15 protein-coding genes are annotated in these 16,707 nt (G+C 64.4%); 7 read left to right on the top strand and 8 right to left on the bottom strand.

Features of this window, described 5'->3' with window-relative positions; translation table 11 throughout:
* Positions 1–33: 33 nt before the first annotated feature.
* Entirely contained in the window at positions 34–957 is a 924-nt protein-coding gene (locus KO539_RS12435; RefSeq protein ID WP_219309688.1) for a LysR family transcriptional regulator, read from the top strand.
* A 15-nt stretch (positions 958–972) separates the two neighbouring features.
* Positions 973–1,725 carry a DUF4303 domain-containing protein gene (locus KO539_RS12430; protein ID WP_219309686.1) on the top strand — a complete coding sequence of 251 codons (753 nt, stop codon included), beginning with the start codon at positions 973–975 and terminating at the stop codon, positions 1,723–1,725.
* A 3-nt stretch (positions 1,726–1,728) separates the two neighbouring features.
* Here the strand turns inward: KO539_RS12430 and KO539_RS12425 are convergent, their stop codons facing one another.
* The 7 genes from KO539_RS12425 to KO539_RS12395 form a co-directional block, all read right to left on the bottom strand.
* Positions 1,729–2,850, bottom strand: coding sequence for a metallophosphoesterase (locus tag KO539_RS12425; protein ID WP_219309684.1), 1,122 nt, complete (start codon positions 2,848–2,850; stop codon positions 1,729–1,731).
* Positions 2,851–2,922: 72 nt separating this feature from the next.
* On the bottom strand, positions 2,923–4,452 hold the full coding sequence (locus KO539_RS12420; protein ID WP_219309682.1) for a response regulator: 1,530 nt from the start codon (positions 4,450–4,452) through the stop codon (positions 2,923–2,925).
* Positions 4,439–6,262 carry an ATP-binding protein gene (locus KO539_RS12415; protein WP_219309670.1) on the bottom strand — a complete coding sequence of 608 codons (1,824 nt, stop codon included), beginning with the start codon at positions 6,260–6,262 and terminating at the stop codon, positions 4,439–4,441. Before KO539_RS12415 ends, KO539_RS12420 begins: the two co-directional genes overlap by 14 nt.
* Complete coding sequence (locus KO539_RS12410) at positions 6,259–7,344, bottom strand: ATP-binding SpoIIE family protein phosphatase (RefSeq protein ID WP_257626250.1); 1,086 nt, start codon at positions 7,342–7,344, stop codon at positions 6,259–6,261. The genes KO539_RS12415 and KO539_RS12410 overlap by 4 nt, the downstream gene beginning before the upstream one ends.
* Positions 7,341–7,748: an ATP-binding protein gene (locus KO539_RS12405; protein WP_219309665.1), complete on the bottom strand. Its 408-nt coding sequence runs from the start codon at positions 7,746–7,748 to the stop codon at positions 7,341–7,343. Before KO539_RS12405 ends, KO539_RS12410 begins: the two co-directional genes overlap by 4 nt.
* Before the next feature lie 37 nt (positions 7,749–7,785).
* Positions 7,786–8,148 (bottom strand): STAS domain-containing protein, encoded by a 363-nt coding sequence (locus tag KO539_RS12400; RefSeq protein WP_219309663.1) that lies wholly within the window; start codon positions 8,146–8,148, stop codon positions 7,786–7,788.
* A 7-nt stretch (positions 8,149–8,155) separates the two neighbouring features.
* Positions 8,156–9,043: an STAS domain-containing protein gene (locus tag KO539_RS12395; RefSeq protein WP_219309660.1), complete on the bottom strand. Its 888-nt coding sequence runs from the start codon at positions 9,041–9,043 to the stop codon at positions 8,156–8,158.
* Positions 9,044–9,275: 232 nt separating this feature from the next.
* On the opposite strand from KO539_RS12395, the gene KO539_RS12390 reads away from it, so the two are divergent.
* The 4 genes from KO539_RS12390 (at position 9,276) to KO539_RS12375 (ending at position 13,028) form a co-directional block, all read left to right on the top strand.
* A complete protein-coding gene (locus tag KO539_RS12390) occupies positions 9,276–9,689 on the top strand; it encodes a hemerythrin domain-containing protein (protein WP_219309657.1) in 414 nt (137 codons plus the stop codon).
* Between the two features lie 41 nt (positions 9,690–9,730).
* Positions 9,731–10,912 (top strand): NO-inducible flavohemoprotein, encoded by a 1,182-nt coding sequence (hmpA, locus tag KO539_RS12385; RefSeq protein WP_219309654.1) that lies wholly within the window; start codon positions 9,731–9,733, stop codon positions 10,910–10,912.
* A 128-nt stretch (positions 10,913–11,040) separates the two neighbouring features.
* A complete protein-coding gene (locus KO539_RS12380; RefSeq protein ID WP_219309652.1) occupies positions 11,041–11,349 on the top strand; it encodes a DUF485 domain-containing protein in 309 nt (102 codons plus the stop codon).
* On the top strand, positions 11,346–13,028 hold the full coding sequence (locus tag KO539_RS12375; protein ID WP_219309650.1) for a cation acetate symporter: 1,683 nt from the start codon (positions 11,346–11,348) through the stop codon (positions 13,026–13,028). The genes KO539_RS12380 and KO539_RS12375 overlap by 4 nt, the downstream gene beginning before the upstream one ends.
* Positions 13,029–13,090: 62 nt before the next feature.
* On the opposite strand, the gene KO539_RS12370 is transcribed toward KO539_RS12375, so the two are convergent.
* Positions 13,091–13,546, bottom strand: coding sequence for an Rrf2 family transcriptional regulator (locus KO539_RS12370; RefSeq protein WP_219309648.1), 456 nt, complete (start codon positions 13,544–13,546; stop codon positions 13,091–13,093).
* Positions 13,547–13,887: 341 nt separating this feature from the next.
* Here KO539_RS12370 and ppc point away from each other — a divergent pair, with 341 nt between their 5' ends.
* Positions 13,888–16,641 carry a phosphoenolpyruvate carboxylase gene (gene ppc, locus KO539_RS12365; protein ID WP_219309646.1) on the top strand — a complete coding sequence of 918 codons (2,754 nt, stop codon included), beginning with the start codon at positions 13,888–13,890 and terminating at the stop codon, positions 16,639–16,641.
* Positions 16,642–16,707: the final 66 nt, after the last annotated feature.

Below are 16,707 nucleotides of genomic sequence, written 5' to 3'. Positions count from 1 at the left end.
CATTAGTATCAAGTGAGCGGGTAGAATGGGCGTATGGAAGCCCTCAATCACTTGCAATCATTCGTGCTGTCTGCCGAGCTGGGCAGCTTTTCGGCGGCCGCGCGCCGGCTGGGGCTGACGCCGGCCGCCGTCAGCAAGAACGTGGCGCGGCTGGAAGCGAGCCTGGGGTTGCGGCTGTTCCAGCGCAGCACGCGCCGCCTGACCCTGACGGAAGGGGGCGAGCGCTTTCTGCAGCAGATCGGCGGCGCCCTGTCCACCTTGCGCGAAGCGATCGCGGGCGTGGCCGAAGAGGGTGGCCAGCCGGCCGGCATACTGAAAATCAGCATGGCGCCGTCGTTCGGGCGCAGCTACGTGGTGCCCTTGCTGGGCGATTTCATCGCGCGCTATCCCGGCGTTATCCCCGACTGCCATTTCGACAACCGGCAAGTGGACTTGATCGGCGAAGGCTTCGATGTCGCCATCGGCGGCGGCATCGAGCTGACGCCGGGCGTGGTGGCGCGCGAACTGGGTCACGCCCATATCGTCGCCACGGCGTCTCCCGCCTTCATGCAGGGCAAGGCCATGCCCGTGCATCCGTCGGACCTGGCCCAGTTCGACGGCGTGGCGCGCCGCTCGGCCGGCAGCGGCAGATTGCGCAGCTGGATTTTGCGTGATGGTTCCGGCGGCGAAGGCGTGGCCGAATGCCGGCCGCGCGCCATCTTCGACGACCCTGAAGCGATGGCGCAGGCGGCCATCCTCGGCGTCGGCGTGGCCCTGCTGCCCATGCCGCACGCGCTGGCCCACTTGCGCAGCGGCGCCCTGGTCCGCTTGCTGCCTGGCTGGCATGCCGACTCCGGCCCTTTGTCCGTGTACTATCCGAGCAAGAAACTGCTGCCCGCGAAGACGCGCGTGTTCGTCGATTTCCTGCTGGAGCAGTTCCGCCAGCGCGATTTCGCTGTGCAGATACGGCCCGATTAAACAATGAAAAATCTTATGCCTGACAACTACAGCCTGTTTTATACCTTCGATGCCGATCAGCCGGCCCGCTTCCAGGAAGCGCGTGTCTTCGGCACGACCGTGTGGACGGCCAGCGGCGCGGCCATGACCTGGGGCGCGGAGACGCGCACGCAGTACGCCAGCGTAGCCGAAGCGCAGGCCGCGTATGTGGCGCATTGCCAGGCCGCCCTCGACGAAGGCTATACGCTGGCGCGCGCCATGCTCGTCGACCCTGCCATCTTCGATTTCGCGTTGCTACACACCCTGGTGGCGGACGCCGCGCGCCGGGCTGTCGATGCCGTGCGCCGTGCCCATCCCGGCCAGCATATCGACGCTTTCGCGCTGGTGAGCGACGACAGCGCCATGACCATCGGCCTGGCGGCCAACAGCCGCGAAGCGCTGGCCGCCTCGGAATACGGCGAAGAGATGTTGTGGAATCCGGCCGAATGGGCGTTTGAGGACGGGGTCGCGTATTTCGACAGCGCCTACCGTTTGCTGCTGCAGGCGCACCGCGACTTGCCGTTCGACGTCGATTTCAGCACTTTTCGTACCGGCGTGTTCGAGGCCTGCATCGCGGCGCTGGCGCAGCTCGACGCTGAAGGCTGTTTTGGCGCGGGCGCCCAGCGCGACGATTTCGTGCTGCTGTTCGAGGTCAGCGACAGCGAAGCCGTGGAAGGCGCCATGGCACGCTTGAATCCGCCGGCCGTGCTGGCGCGTTTCGCGGCGTGGATGGCCAGCTGGGAGGCGTGAAGTTTACGCTGCCACCAGCCTGAGTCTCGTGATTTCCGCCGGCGCGCCGATGCGTTTCGGCGGGCCCCAGTAACCGGTGCCGCGGCTCACATAAATCCACAAGCGGCCGCGCCGGTGCAGGCCCGCCACGTACGGTTGCTGCAGCGGCACGAACAGGTTCCATGGCCAGAACTGTCCGCCGTGCGTATGGCCCGACAGTTGCAGGTCGTAGCCTGCCGCTTCGGCCTCGGGCGCGCTGCGCGGCTGGTGTGCCAGCAGGATGCGGGGGAGGTCGGCTGGCGCGCCGGCGATGGCCGCTTGCGGGTCGCTTTTCTGGGCAGGGTCGAAACTGCCCGCATTGAAATCGGTGACGCCGGCCAGGGCCAGGCGCGCGCCGTCGTGTTCGAGGACCGTGTGTTCATTCATCAGCACGCGCAAGCCCAGGCGGCGGAACTCCGCCACCCACGGTGCTGCACCTGAATAGTATTCGTGGTTGCCCGTCACGAGGAAGACGCCATGGCGCGCGCGCAGCTCGCCCAGTGGCGCCGTATGGCTGCCCAGTTGCGCCACCGTGCCATCGACCACGTCGCCCGTGATGGCGATGATGTCGGCCTGCAGGCCGTTGGCGCGCGCGACGATGGCTTCCACGTAGGCGCGCTTGATGGTGGCGCCCACGTGGATGTCGCTCAGTTGCACGATGGTCAAACCCTGCAAGGCGGCCGGCAGGCCGGCGATGGGCACGTCGACTTCGCGCACGCGCGCCACCTTGCGGGCGTTGATGAAGCCGACGACGGTGGCCAGCAGGGCCAGAAGCAGGACCAGCACGGCGGACGCCTGCGCGTGCGTGCGGGCGGCGGGAACCAGCAGTGTGAGTTCGCGCAGCACGGTGAGCACGAACAGCGAGGAAAAAAAACCCATGCACAGCGAGCCGGCCCAGCTCAAGCGGTCGGCCAGGCGCGCATCGTTGGTGACGGCGCGGGCGAAGATGGTCATCGGCATGAGCATGGTCGAGGCCAGCAAGACGGCGCCGCCCAGCAGCCAGCCGGCCAGGCCGACGGGCAGTGCCGGCAGCAGCAGCCAGCCGAGCAGGGCGTGCAGGGCGCCCAGTATCATGGTGATGCGCAGCAGCGGCGTGCGGGTTTTCATGTGATGGTTCCAGAGGTGAGGCGGCCGCCGATTATAGCGGACGCCCTGGCAACACGCAGCCGCCATCCCCGCTCATGGCGCGATATGCAATCCCAGCATGGCCAGCTTGCCGAAATCGACGGGCTTGGCAAAGTGCTCGTTGAAACCCGACGCCAGGGCCGCCTGCCGGTCGTGTTCCTGGCCATAGCCGGTCAGCGCGACGAGCAGGAATTGCTGCGGTATCGGCAACTGGCGCAGTTTGATTGCCACGTCGTAGCCGCTCATGTCGGGCAGGCCGATGTCGAGAAAGACGATGTCGGGCTTGAATTCCAGGGTGCGCTCGGTCGCTTGCGTGCCCGTGTAGGCCGTGCGCACCGTGTGGCCGTACATTTCCAGCAGTTCGGCCAGGGTGTCGGCCGCATCGCAGTTGTCGTCGACGACGAGGATGCGCTGGCTGCCGCCGGTGGCCGCTTCCGGCACCGGCGCGGCCGGCACTGGCGCGGCCGGCTGCGGCAGGTTGGCGTCGAGCGGCAGGATGACTTCGAAGGTGCTGCCCAGCCCGACGCCGGGGCTGTGCACGCTGACCTGGCCGCCGTGCAGGGTCACCAGGTTGCGCACCAGCGACAGGCCGATGCCCAGGCCATCCTGTACCCGGTCGGGCGAGTGGCCGCTTTGCTCGAACAGGCCGAAGATGCTGTCGATATTGGCGGCGGCGATGCCGATGCCGTTGTCGCTCAGGCGGATGCGCACATTGTCGCCTTCGCGCACGGCGGTGATGGTGATGCGCCCGCCCGGCGCCGTGAACTTGGCCGCGTTGAGCAGCAGGTTGGCGACGATCTGCGACAGGCGCACGGCGTCGCCGCAGACCCACAATTCTTCCTTGGGCAAGTTCACGTCCAGCGCATGGCCGCGCGCCTCGACGCTGTGCGAACTCGTTTCCAGTGCGCTGCGGATGACGCTGGCCAGGCTCACGCTTTCCCACTGCAGCGAGATTTTCCCCTGCGAGATGCGCGACACGTCGAGCAGGTCGTCCACCAGGCGCACCAGGTGGTCCGTGTGGCGGCCGATGGTGCGGCGCGCATTGTCCTGCACGGCTGGCACGACGGGGTCGAGCTTGCACAGCAGGGCCAGCGCCGTGCGGATGGGGCCCAGCGGGTTGCGCAATTCGTGCGCCAGGGTGGCCAGGAATTCATCCTTGCGGCGGTCCACGTCGCGCAGCGCGCGCTCGACCCGTCCCAGGCGCAGCAGCGCCTTGACGTTGGCGATCAGTTCATCGGCCTCGATCGGCTCGACCAGATAATTGTCTGCACCGCCATCGAGGGCGCGGATCTTGTCGGCCGTGCCGATGCAGGAAGCGGACGTCTGCAGCACCAGGATGGTGTTCGTCTCGGCGCCGCCCTTCAGTTGGCGGCACACTTCCAGGCCGTTGATGTCGGGCAGCTTGACGTCGAGGAGGATCAGGTTGGGGCGGTCCTGGCGGGCGCGCAGCAGCGCGTCGCCGCCGTTCGAGGCTTCGATGACCTTGAAGCCGGCGCGTTTGAGGATGCGCGATTTGGCGTAGCGTGCGCCATCGCTGTCATCGACGTTCAGGATCAGAGCATCGCTGTTGTTATCCGGTAGCATGCGCATTGTCCCAGGTGGTTGTGCCTTGCGGCGGAACCGGCTCTTGCCGGTGGTGTGTATTGCCGATCAGCGCGCGCAGGGTCGCCAGCAATTGCTGGCGCGACAGCGGCTTGACGTAGTAGGCGTCGGCGCCCAGGGCCAGGCCCTTGCGCACGTCGTCGATCTCGGTGGCGACGATGACGGGCACCTGGCGCCGCAGCGGATCGTTTTTCAGCTCGGCCAGCCAGTGCCAGGCCGTTTCGCCGTGCAGCATGATGTCGAGGATGACGGCGGCGGGGCGCTGTTGTTCCCAGCGTTCCTGCGCCTCGCGCACGCTGCGCGCGGGAACGACGCGAAATTCGCTGCCGGCCACAAATTTTTCATACAGCAGGCGCACGGGCGGATTGTCTTCCACCACCAGCACGCCGATGCGCTGGTCGTTGCCATTGTCGTTGGCCGGCGCGCTGGGCGGCAGGCTGCCTTCGGGCGCATGGTAGCTGGTGGGCAGGACGACGGAAAACAACGAACCCTCGCCAGGCGTGCTTTCCACGCTCACCGTGCCATTGAGCAGGGTGGCCAGGTTGCGGCACAGGGGCAGGCCCAGGCCCGTGCCCTTGACCTTGCGCTGCATGTGGTTTTCCACCTGGCTGAATTCCTCGAAGATCAGCTGCACGTCTTCGGCGGCGATGCCCAGGCCCGTGTCGGAGACGGAAAAGCGGATGGCATCCTGCTCCGGCAAGGGCGTGGCGCTGACGATGATGGCGCCCGCTTCCGTGAACTTCAGGGCGTTGGCGATGAAGTTGCGCAGGATTTGCGACAGCTTGCCTTCATCCGTGTGGATGTGCAGCGCCGGGTCGGGATCGATGAAGGTCAGGGTCAGCGACTCGGACACCAGCAGCGGGCGCAGCATGCCGCGCAGGGCGCTGAACAGGTCGGCCACCTGGAAACTGTTGGCGTGCACGTCGACCTTGCCCGCCTCGATCTTGGCCAGGTCCAGCAGGTCGTTCACCAGGTCGCTCAGGCTGACGGCGCTTTGCAGGATGAACAGCACCTGCTTTTCCTGTTCCTCGGACAGCTCGCCGTCGATGCGGTCGAGCAGCAGCTTGGACAGGGCGCGGATGGAACTGAGCGGCGTGCGGAATTCATGGCTCATGTTCGACAGGAAGCGCGATTTCATCTGGTCGGCGCGGCGCAGGTGGTCGGCTTTTTCGTCGAGTTCCGCGAACAGCGCCACCACGCCCCGGTTGGTGTCTTCCAGTTCGCGCGTCAGTTGCAGCAGGTCGTCCTGGCGTGTCTTCAGTTCGGCCAGGGTGGTCAATAGTTCGCGGTTCTGCTGCTGCACTTCGGACAGCGTGATATCCGAGGGCAGCGCCTGCAGGCTGCCGGACAGCGTGCCGATCATGCTGCCGTCGAGCAGGGGCGCGTCGCGCGGGAACAGCTTGTGCAGCGTGATCTGCGTGCCTTCGCCCGGCGTGCTGTGGATATGGCAGCGGTCCATCAGGCGCTGGGCGCCCAGGATGCCCAGGCCCATGCCCGTCGGCGAGCGGTAGGTGCCGGCCAGTATCTTGTCGAGCTGCGCGATGCCGGGGCCCTGGTCCTCGATGCGGATGCTGAGTACCTGCGGCGCCGTCTGGCCATCGATGGCGAAATGCACCTTGCCGCTGCCGGCGTAGTTGTAGACGTTGCGCGCCAGTTCCGACACGGCCGTGGCGATGCGCACCTGGTCCTGCACGCCGAAGCCGCACAGGGCGGCGATTTGGCGCGCGCGCTGGCGCGCTCCCACCACATCGAGTTCGCTGCCGATATGCGCCGTCAATATGCGTTGCGTCATGTTGTTTCGCTCCTTTCTTCGGCGGCGGCCTGGCATTCCTCATGTTCGCGCAGCACCACCACCGTGACGTCGTCGCGCCCGCGCGCAAAATCGCGGTACAGCACGGCGGCGACGAGGCTGGGGTGGCATTGCGCCAGGCCCGGATACTGTTCCAGGTCCCAGCGCGTGTGCAGGCCGTCCGAGTGCATGATCAAGGTCGCGCCCAGCTGCCACGGATAGCAAAATTCCTGCACCTTGCGCAGGTTGCTGCCGACGATGCCGTTATGCGACAGCAGATGCCGGCGCTGCTGCGCGTCGAAGGCGCAGGCGGCGATGTTGCCCACGCCGGCAAAGCGCAATTCGCGCCGCGCGCTGTCGATGTGCGCCACCGCCATGGCCGCGCCGCGCGTGGTGCGCAGGGCGCCGTGGGCCAGTTCGATGAAGGGGGCGGGCAGGGGCGGCAAGCCGGGTGTGTCAGTTTCCAGCAAGGCGCTGGCGCGTTCCGAGGCGCGCGCCGCCAGCGGGCCGTGACCCAGGCCGTCCGCCACCAGCAAGCTCAGTTCATGGCCTTCGCAGACGACGTTCCAGGCGTCGCCGCACACCTGTTCCGAGGGCAGCGGCAGGCATACGGCGCCGATGCGCCAGTTCGGATGGGCGGGAATGGCGCTGCTGGCGTGCTGCCCCCAGACCACCACCATCAGCACCGTGCCCTTGCCGGGCGCCGTGTACAGGTCGAATTCCTGGCCCAGGCGGCGTATCGCGCCCAGGCCCACGCCGTAGGTGCCCGTGGTGGAATGGCCATCGGCCATGTGCTGGCGTACATTGCCCATGCCGGGGCCGTTGTCGATGGCCAGCACTTCGATGCCGCTGGTGCCGCCGCGCAGCACCTTGCGTAGCAGGATTTCGCCGCGCTGCGCGTGCTTGACGATGTTGGTCGCCGCCTCGCTGATGATGATGGCCAGCTGGCCCGTGCGCACGTCGTCGAAGCCGATGCGGCGCGCCAGTTCGTTGCCGGCGCGGCGGGCCGCTGCGATTTCGCTCGGCTCGCTGATGGGAAAACTGCGTTGCCTGGCTATGTCAGGGGCTTGCTCGATGTGGTTCAAAACAGCTTCCATTTCGCGATGGTGACGGTGGTGCCCGCGCCGGGCGCCGTGTCGATGTGAAATGCGTCGGCCAGGCGCTTGGCGCCGCCCAGCCCCAGTCCCAGCCCGCCGCCGCTGGTGTAGCCATCGGTCAGCGCCAGGGGAATATCGTCGATGCCCGGTCCCGCATCGACAAAGCGCAGTTCCAGTCCCTGCCGCGCGCCATCGCAGACGCGCGCGATGCGCGCTTCGCCGCCGCCGCCGTAGCGCAGGGTGTTGCGCGCCAGTTCGCTGGCCGCCGTGATGATCTTGGTCTGTTCGATCAGGCCAAACCCCATGGCGACCATGCTGTCGCGTACCTGCTTGCGCAGCCGCACGACGTCTTCGTCGTTGTACAGGGGCAGGATCTGCTGTGCCTGTTGCATTCCTGCCTGTGCCTGCGCGCCTAGCATGGCGCCCCCGTCATGCGCATGCGCCGCCCCGTTCCAGCATCTTGATGCCCAGTTCCACGTTGAGCGCCGTGCTCACGCCTTCCAGCGTCAGCCCCAGTTCCACCAGGGTGATGGCGACGGCCGGCTGCATGCCGACGACGACGGTGCGCGCGTCGAGGATCTTTGCCATCGCCGCCGTGTTGCTGATCATGCGGCCGATGAAGGAGTCGACGATGTCGAGTGCGGAAATGTCGATCAGCACGCCCGTGGCGCGGTCCGTCACGATGCGGGTGGTCAGGTCGTCCTGCAAGGTCATCGCCAGGCGGTCATGCATGTCCACCTGGATTGTCACCAGCAGCAGCCGGCCCATGCGTAAAATGGGGATTCTATCCATAGGCGCCTCAGTGTGGTTGCTGCTGGTAGGTGATGCTGGAGCCCGTGCGTTTCAGGGCCACGACGAAGGCGTCGGCCAGCGTGGCCTTGGTCATCACGTCTTCCAGGTTGACGCCCAGGTGCACGATGGTTTGCGCGATCTGCGGGCGGATGCCGCTGATGATGCAGTCGGCGCCCATCAGGCGCGCGGCGGCGATGGTTTTCAGCAGGTGCTGCGCCACCAGGGTGTCGACGGTCGGCACGCCCGTGATGTCGATGATGGCGATCAGGGCGCCCGTGTCGACGATCTTTTGCAGCAGGCTTTCCATCACCACCTGCGTGCGCGCGCTATCCAGGGTGCCGATCAGGGGCAGGGCCAGCACGTTTTGCCACAGCTGCACCACGGGCGTGGACAGCTCCAGCAATTCCTGCTGCTGGCGCAATATCACCTGTTCGCGCGCCTTCTGGTAGATGGCGATGGTCAGCAGGCCCAGCTCGTCGAACAGTTTGCTGGTGCTGACGATGGCGTCGCCCAGCTGCTCCGGCTGCGCCGTGGTTGCCTTGCGCAGGTAGCCGAACAGCGGCTCCTTCAAGGCGAACATGAAACTGGCCGTGTCGATCGGCGAATAGCCCTGGCGCACGCGCGACTGCGATATTTCAGCGATCAGCTGGCGCGTATCGTCCCAGGCGCCGCCTTCGATGTCGAACGAGTCGCCGCTTTCCAGCGCGCTCGCCAGCAGCGGCAGCAATTGCGATGCCTGCTGGCGCAGCTCGTTTTCGGCGATCTTGTCGCGCCGCACCAGGCGGGCGATCAGGCCGGCCATCCAGCCGTCCAGCAGTTCCGTGTGGTGTTCGTTGATGATGCCGGCCAGTTGCTGCGCCTGGCCTGTGCCCGCTTTGACAGTGTCCGTCTTCATTCTCATGCTGATCCTTGGCTGGAGTGGAGGGTGCGGCACGGCCGCAAACGGGCACGCGCTGTGATGAATAAAGTATAGGCAAGCGTGGCCTTAGCTTGTGTTCTGTGCCGCACATAGTGGCGCATCTCGATCCAGATTCCCGTAGGAAACACTCGTGAATTAAAGATGCATGCAATTTGCATGTTTAAGCGAATTCCGCTACACTGGCAACACTCAACAAGAGAAACACGCCATGAATATCGACAAATTCAAACAGCAGCACCTGGCCATCCTGGCCGCCATCGGCGACTTGCGCCGGCTGGCGCGCGGCGGTGTGGCCGCGCAGGCACAGGCCATTGCCGACCAGATCATCGCCATGAGCGGCTTGATCAAGCTGCACCTGGCCGTCGAGCAGCGCTACCTGTATCCGGCCGCGCAAGCGTCCGGCGTGGCCAAGGTGGCACAACTGGGACGCCAGTACGAAAACGAAATGCACGGCATCGCCGGCGCCTACCTCGATTTCGCTGGCCGCTGGAATACGCCCGTGCGCCTGGAAGCGGAACCGGAAGCCTTCCGCAGCGAAGCCAATACCGTCCTGCACGCGCTGTTCCAGCGCATGCGCCGCGAAGATCATGATCTCTATCCCGCTATTGAGTCACTGGCCTGAGACCGCTTACCCACATATACACAGACACACAGGAGTTTTACATGCTGACCCAAGAACAACGCGCCATCATCACGGCCACCGTCCCCATCCTCGAGCAGGGCGGCGAAGCGCTGACGCGCCACTTTTACAAGAATCTGTTCCGCGACCATCCCGAAGTGCTGCCGTACTTTAACCAGGCCCACCAGCACAGCGGCGACCAGCAGCGCGCGTTGGCGAATGGCGTGCTGATGTATGCCAAACATATCGATCAACTCGATGCGCTCGGTGATCTCGTGTCGACCATCGTCAACAAACACGTAGCCCTGCAAATTCGCGCCGAGCACTATCCGCTGGTCGGCGCCAGCCTGCTGCAGGCGATCCGCGAAGTGCTGGGTGTAGAAGTCGCCAGCGACGCCGTCATCGATGCCTGGGGCGCGGCGTATGGCCAGCTGGCCGACATCCTGGCTGGCGAAGAAGGGCGCATCTACAAGGCGCAAGCGGCCGCGCCGGGTGGCTGGAGCGGCGCGCGCGATTTTTTAGTGCGCAGCAAGACGGTGGAAAGCGAAGAGATCACCTCCTTCCTGCTGGCGCCCGCCGATGGCCAGCCCGTGCTCGACTTTGCGCCAGGCCAGTACATCGGCGTGCTGGCCACGGTCGATGGGGTGCCCATGCGCCGCCAGTATTCCTTGTCTGCCGCCAGCAATGGCCAGACCTACCGCATCAGCGTCAAGCGCGAAGCGGGCGGCAAGGTGTCGACATTCTTCCACGATCACGTGCAGGCGGGCGACACCGTTCAGCTGACGCCGCCATCGGGCGACTTCGTGCTGCGCGATGGCGACAAGCCGCTGGTGCTGATCAGCGGCGGCGTGGGCATCACGCCGACCCTGGCCATGCTGACGGCGGCCCTGCGCGGCAAGCGTCCCGTGCATTTCATCCACGCGGCGCGCCACCACGGCGTGCACGCGTTCCGCGCGCAGATCGATGCACTGGCCGCGCAGCATCCGCAGTTGCAGCGTTATTACTGCTACGCGGAACATGGCGGCGAGCAAGATGCGCCAGACGCCGTCGGCTTGCTAAATAAGGAGCAGCTGAATCACTGGCTGCCGGCCTCGCGCGATGTCGATGCTTATTTCCTCGGGCCGCAGCCATTCATGCGGGCCGTCAAGCAATACCTGCGCGAGCTGGGCGTGCCGGAACAGCAGACGCACCATGAGTTCTTCGGACCGGCTGCCGCCTTGAACTGATTTTCTGCCTGCCTTGTGTTGTCCCTGCGAGAAAAAACGCTGCCGTAAGGGGCGGGTAAGTCTCGCGCTGTACTGTGAATCCAAGCTCGCACAAAAGAGCACGCTTTTACATAACAGGAGGCAACACAATGCATGACGATCTGGTTCAAAAAATCAAGGGCGACCCCAACTATCATCAGCTGGTCAAGGTGCGTTCCCGCTTCGGCTGGGCGCTGACGGGCCTGATGATGCTGGTGTATTACGGCTACATCCTGCTCATCGCCTTCAACAAGGAATTCCTGGCCACGAAAACGGGTGCGGGCGTGATGACCTGGGGCATGCCGATCGGCCTGTTCGTCATCGTGTTTACCGTGGTCATCACCGGCATTTATGTGCGCCGCGCCAACAAGCAATTCGACGACCTGACCAGCGCCATCCAGGCACGGGTGCAGGCATGAGCGCCGCCAAGCATGTGCTGCGCGGCGTGTCCTGTCTGAGCGCCTTGGCCTTGCTCGGTGCTAGCAATGCCGCGTTCGCGGCCGGCGCCGACCTGGGCCAGGCAGTCAAGCAACCGACCAACTGGACGGCGATCATCATGTTCGCCGCCTTCGTCATTTTTACCTTGTTCATCACCAAGTGGGCGGCCGCGAAGACCAAGTCGGCTTCCGATTTCTACACGGCTGGCGGCGGCATCACGGGCTTCCAGAATGGCCTGGCGATTGCGGGCGACTATATGTCGGCGGCATCGTTCCTCGGCATTTCTGCCGCCGTCTTTTTGAACGGCTACGATGGCCTGATCTATGCCATCGGCTTTCTCGTCGGCTGGCCCATCATCACCTTTTTGATGGCCGAGCGCTTGCGCAACCTGGGCCGCTACACGTTTGCCGACGTGGCCGCCTACCGTTTCAAGCAGGCGCCGATCCGCATCTTTTCCGCTTCCGGCACCCTCGTCGTCGTGGCGTTCTACCTGATCGCGCAGATGGTGGGCGCGGGCCAGCTGATCAAGCTGCTGTTCGGCCTCGAATACTGGATCGCCGTCGTCCTGGTCGGTACCTTGATGATGATTTACGTGCTGTTCGGCGGCATGACGGCCACCACCTGGGTGCAGATCATCAAGGCCGTGATGCTGCTGGGCGGCGCCACCTTCATGGCCGTGGCCGTGCTGGCGCAATTCAATTTCAGCCCGGAAGCGCTGTTCGCCAAGTCGGTGGACGTGCACGCCACCAAGGAAGCCATCATGGGCCCCGGTTCCTTCATCAAGGACCCGATCTCGGCCATCTCCTTCGGCATGGCGCTGATGTTCGGCACGGCCGGCCTGCCGCACATCCTGATGCGTTTCTTCACGGTGCCGAGCGCCAAGGAAGCGCGCAAATCCGTATTCTGGGCCACCACCTGGATCGCCTATTTCTACATTCTGACCTTCATCATCGGTTTTGGCGCCATCGTGCTGGTGAGCACCAATCCCGAGTTCAAGGATGCGGCCGGCAAGCTGCTGGGCGGCAACAACATGGCGGCCGTGCATCTGGCCAAGGCCGTGGGCGGCAACGTCTTCCTCGGCTTCATGTCGGCGGTCGCGTTCGCCACCATCCTGGCCGTCGTGGCGGGATTGACCTTATCGGGTGCGTCGGCCGTGTCGCACGATCTGTATGCGACCGTCATCAAGAAGGGCAAGGCGACGGGCGCCAATGAATTGAAAGTGTCGCGCGTGACGACCATCGTGCTGGGCATCATCGCCGTGGTGCTGGGCATCGCCTTTGAAAAGCAGAACATCGCCTTCATGGTCTCGCTGGCCTTCGCCATCGCCGCCTCGGCCAACTTCCCCGTGCTGTTCATGTCGGTGCTGTGGAAAGACTGCACCACGCGGGGCGCCACCATCGGCGGCTTCCTCGGCTTGACCACGGCCGTCGCGCTGACGGTGGTGTCGAAGTCCGTGTGGGTCGACGTGCTGGGCCACCCGGCGGCGCTGTTCCCGTATGCCTCACCGGCGCTGTTCTCGATGACGGCCGGCTTCGTCGGCATCTGGCTGTTCTCCGTGCTCGACAAGAGCCCCCGCGCGCGCATCGACCGCGCCGGCTACGAAGCGCAGCAAATGCGTTCGGAAACGGGCATCGGCGCGGCAGGTGCCAGCGCGCATTGATGTAGAGGAGTTGCTGAAAGAAACAATGCCCGGTTCGCCGGGCATTGTTGTTTTTGGCGCGCTTACTTTGCCACGCGCAGGGGAATCACGCCCGCCGCCAGCGCGGGCGCGCCCGGTGTCGCTTCGAGTATCGAGGCCAGGGTCACCGTGTCAAGCACGGCCAGGAAGGCGGCCGTGGCCTGGCCCAGCTTGGCCTTCAGCAGGCAATCGGGTGTGAGCGGGCAGGTATTGTTTTCCTTGTTAAAACATTCCGCCATGAAAAAATCGTTTTCCGTCTCGCGCACAACGGTGCCGATATTGATCTCGGCCGGGTCGCGCGCCAGGCGCAGGCCGCCATTTCTCCCGCGCACCGTTTCCACGATGCCTGACAGGCCCAGCTGGTGCACCACCTTCATCAAGTGATTCTTCGAGATGGAGTGCAGGTCGGCGATGTCCTGGATGGTCACGAGGCGGTCGCGGTGCACGCCCAGGTACATCAGGGTGCGCAGGGTGTAGTCGGTATAGGCAGTCAGTCGCATGGGGTATCGTTCATAAGATGTGGATTACATCCTTGTTTCAACCGCAGCATACAGGAGAGTGCCGGCCGTGTGTGTTGCGCCGTCACTTTTCAGCCTTGAAAGACAAAAGTTGATTGCCTTTCGCTTAAATGCGTAGTAAATTTTCATATTGTTGCCTTGGCAAACAGCTCGTAAGCCCTTGATGGTCCTTTGGGTGGGATTTTTATTGATGGAAATCAAGAGGGTGGTGAAGCAATAAGGTAAATTTACTACAAATTCGACGATGGGCGTTTCCCGGGCCGGGAAGCGCGAACTACGCAATCTGTGCGGTGCCGCCGTGGCCGCCCCAGGAAATACATACCATGCAAATGAATGAAGTGAAAGACGAGCTGCTGAGCAGCGATATCCGCCAGCTGGGCCGTCTGCTGGGCGACGCCATCCGCAACCACCTGGGCGATCCCGCCTTCGAGCGCATCGAACATGTGCGCCAGCTGGCCATCCGTTTCCGCCGCGACAATGATGAAGCGGCGCGCGCGCAACTGTCGGACGCGCTGCAAGCGCTGTCGCAGGAAGAAACCACGCAATTGACGCGCGCTTTCAGCTATTTCTCGCTGCTGGCCAATATTGCGGAAGATCAACATCACATCCGCCGCACGCGCGCCCATTTGATCGCCGGTTCGCCGCCGCGCCAGGGTAGCCTCAGCCATGCCGTCGGCAATGTGTTTGACGCCGGCAAGGCCGATGCGCTGGAAACCTTCTTTGAAGATGCGTTCGTCAGCCCTGTCTTCACGGCGCACCCGACGGAAGTGCAGCGCAAGAGCATCCAGAATTGCCAGATGGCCATCGCGCGCCTGTTGAGCGAGCGCGACCGTGTGCAAATGACGCCGGAAGAAGCCGAGCAAAACGAAGAAGCGCTGGGCCGCGGCATCGTCACCCTGTGGCAGACGCGTCTGCTGCGCACCAGCAAGCTGTCCGTCATGGATGAAGTGGCCAATGGCCTGTCGTTCTACGACCACACGATTTTGCGCGAATTGCCGAAATTGTATTCCTCGCTGGAAACCATGCTGGCCCAGCGCGATGCCCGCTGGGAAGATGCGGAATTGCCCAATTTCATGAAAGTCGGCAGCTGGATAGGCGGCGACCGCGACGGCAACCCCTTCGTCACGGCCGACATCCTGCGCAGCACCCTGCAAACACAGGCCGACAAAGTGCTCGATTTCTACCTCGGTGAATTGCGCAAGCTCGCTTCGCAACTGTCGCTGGCGCAAATACTGAACGCGTGCAGCGAGCCGCTGCGCGCGCTGGCCGAACGCTCGGCCGATGCGTCGCCGCACCGCGTGGACGAGCCGTACCGCCGCGCCTTGCATGGCATTCATGCGCGCCTCGATGCCACGCGCGTGGTTCTTTCCGGCAAGGGCAGGCAAGCCGACGGTGTGCAGCCTTATGCTGCGGCTGCCGAGCTGCTGACCGACCTGGACGTGGTTCAGCATTCGCTCGTCAGCAATGGCTTGCGCGCGCTGGCCCGTGGCCGGCTGCGCCAGCTGCGCCGCGCCGTCAAGGTGTTTGGTTTCTCGCTGGCGCCGCTCGACTTGCGCCAGAATTCCGACGTGCACGAGCGCGTCGTGGGCGAACTGTTCGCCGGCGCCCAGCCGGGCCTGGTCTACCTGGACCTCGACGAAGAGCAGCGCATCAGCTTGCTGCTGGCCGAACTGGAGTCGCCACGCCTGCTGACGTCGCCGTATGCGCAATACTCGGAAGAAACGACGTCCGAACTCGACATCTTCCGCGCCGTACGCGAAGCGCACGTCAAATACGGCAAGGAATCGGTGCCGAACTGCATCATCTCCAAGGCGGCCAGCGTCTCGGACTTGCTGGAAGTGGCTTTGCTGCTGAAAGAAGTGGGCTTGCTGCGCCAGGACAGCCGCGAAGTGGACGTCAACATCATCCCCCTGTTTGAAACCATCGACGACTTGCGCGCCGGCCCCGCCATCATGGCGCGGGCCTTCGGCTTGCCGTTCTACCGTGGCTTGCTCGAATCGCGCGCGGACCAGCAGGAAGTCATGCTCGGCTATTCGGACAGCAACAAGGACGGCGGCTTCCTCACGTCCGGCTGGGAACTCTACAAGGCCGAGATCGAGCTGGTGACGGTCTTCAAGCAATACCAGATCAAGCTGCGTCTGTTCCACGGCCGCGGCGGTTCCGTCGGCCGTGGCGGCGGACCCAGCTATGAAGCCATCCTGGCCCAGCCGGCCGGCGCCGTGCAGGGACAGATCCGCCTGACGGAGCAGGGTGAAGTCATCACGGCCAAGTATGCAAACCCGGAAGTAGGGCGCCGCAACCTGGAAGTGCTGGTGGCCGCCACCATCCAGTCGACCTTGCTGCCGCAGGCGCAGTTGCAACCAAAGGCGTCGGCCGGCGCGGGCCATTTGGCCGCGATGGAAGAGCTGTCCGGCACGGCCCTGAACGCCTACCGCGACCTCGTCTACGGCACGGAAGGCTTTGAACAGTATTTCTGGGAATCGACGGTGATCGCGGAAATTGCCGCCCTGAATATCGGGAGCCGTCCCGCCTCGCGCAAGAAATCCACGTCCATCGAGGATTTGCGCGCCATTCCCTGGGTCTTGAGCTGGGCGCAATGCCGCTTGATGCTGCCGGGCTGGTTCGGCTTTGGTTCCGCCGTGCAAGCCTACCTGGCCGCCCATCCGGCCGACGGCGCGGACGTGCTGCGCGGCATGTACACGGACTGGCCCTTCTTCACGTCCTTGCTGTCGAACATGGATATGGTGCTGGCCAAGAGCGACATCGCCATTGCCGGCAAGTATGCGGAACTCGTCAAGGATAAAGTATTGCGCGACGCCATCTTCACGCGCATCCGTGCCGAATACGCGGCCACCCTGGACGCCTTGAAACTGATCACGGGCCAGGAAGAGTTGCAGCAAGCTAATCCGCTGATGCAGCGGTCCATACGCAACCGTTTCCCGTACATCGACCCGCTCAATCACGTGCAGGTGGAGCTGTTGAAACGCTTCCGCGAGGGCAAGCAGGATGCGGCAGCGCGCACGGGGATACATTTGTCGATTAATGGCATTGCGGCGGGATTGCGGAATAGCGGTTAATGAAAATCAAGCCCAACAGCTAAGGCTGGGGTCGTACCCTCAGGGTACGACCCCGGTACTTGCACT

Origin of the sequence: Janthinobacterium sp. NKUCC06_STL (assembly GCF_019345455.1) — a bacterium.
Lineage (GTDB): Bacteria > Pseudomonadota > Gammaproteobacteria > Burkholderiales > Burkholderiaceae_D > Janthinobacterium > Janthinobacterium rivuli.
The sequence above is the reverse complement of the archived record's forward strand: the minus strand, read 5'-3'. Positions and strand labels throughout refer to the sequence as shown.

Coding starts and splice junctions, on each gene's coding strand:
- KO539_RS12420 (WP_219309682.1), bottom strand. CDS start 4,452: ATGCTACCGGATAACAACAGCGATGCTCTGATCCTGAACGTCGATGAC.
- KO539_RS12380 (WP_219309652.1), top strand. CDS start 11,041: ATGCATGACGATCTGGTTCAAAAAATCAAGGGCGACCCCAACTATCAT.
- KO539_RS12400 (WP_219309663.1), bottom strand. CDS start 8,148: ATGGATAGAATCCCCATTTTACGCATGGGCCGGCTGCTGCTGGTGACA.
- KO539_RS12370 (WP_219309648.1), bottom strand. CDS start 13,546: ATGCGACTGACTGCCTATACCGACTACACCCTGCGCACCCTGATGTAC.
- KO539_RS12415 (WP_219309670.1), bottom strand. CDS start 6,262: ATGACGCAACGCATATTGACGGCGCATATCGGCAGCGAACTCGATGTG.
- KO539_RS12430 (WP_219309686.1), top strand. CDS start 973: ATGCCTGACAACTACAGCCTGTTTTATACCTTCGATGCCGATCAGCCG.
- KO539_RS12405 (WP_219309665.1), bottom strand. CDS start 7,748: ATGCAACAGGCACAGCAGATCCTGCCCCTGTACAACGACGAAGACGTC.
- hmpA (WP_219309654.1), top strand. CDS start 9,731: ATGCTGACCCAAGAACAACGCGCCATCATCACGGCCACCGTCCCCATC.
- KO539_RS12395 (WP_219309660.1), bottom strand. CDS start 9,043: ATGAAGACGGACACTGTCAAAGCGGGCACAGGCCAGGCGCAGCAACTG.
- KO539_RS12425 (WP_219309684.1), bottom strand. CDS start 2,850: ATGAAAACCCGCACGCCGCTGCTGCGCATCACCATGATACTGGGCGCC.
- KO539_RS12375 (WP_219309650.1), top strand. CDS start 11,346: ATGAGCGCCGCCAAGCATGTGCTGCGCGGCGTGTCCTGTCTGAGCGCC.
- KO539_RS12435 (WP_219309688.1), top strand. CDS start 34: ATGGAAGCCCTCAATCACTTGCAATCATTCGTGCTGTCTGCCGAGCTG.
- KO539_RS12390 (WP_219309657.1), top strand. CDS start 9,276: ATGAATATCGACAAATTCAAACAGCAGCACCTGGCCATCCTGGCCGCC.
- ppc (WP_219309646.1), top strand. CDS start 13,888: ATGCAAATGAATGAAGTGAAAGACGAGCTGCTGAGCAGCGATATCCGC.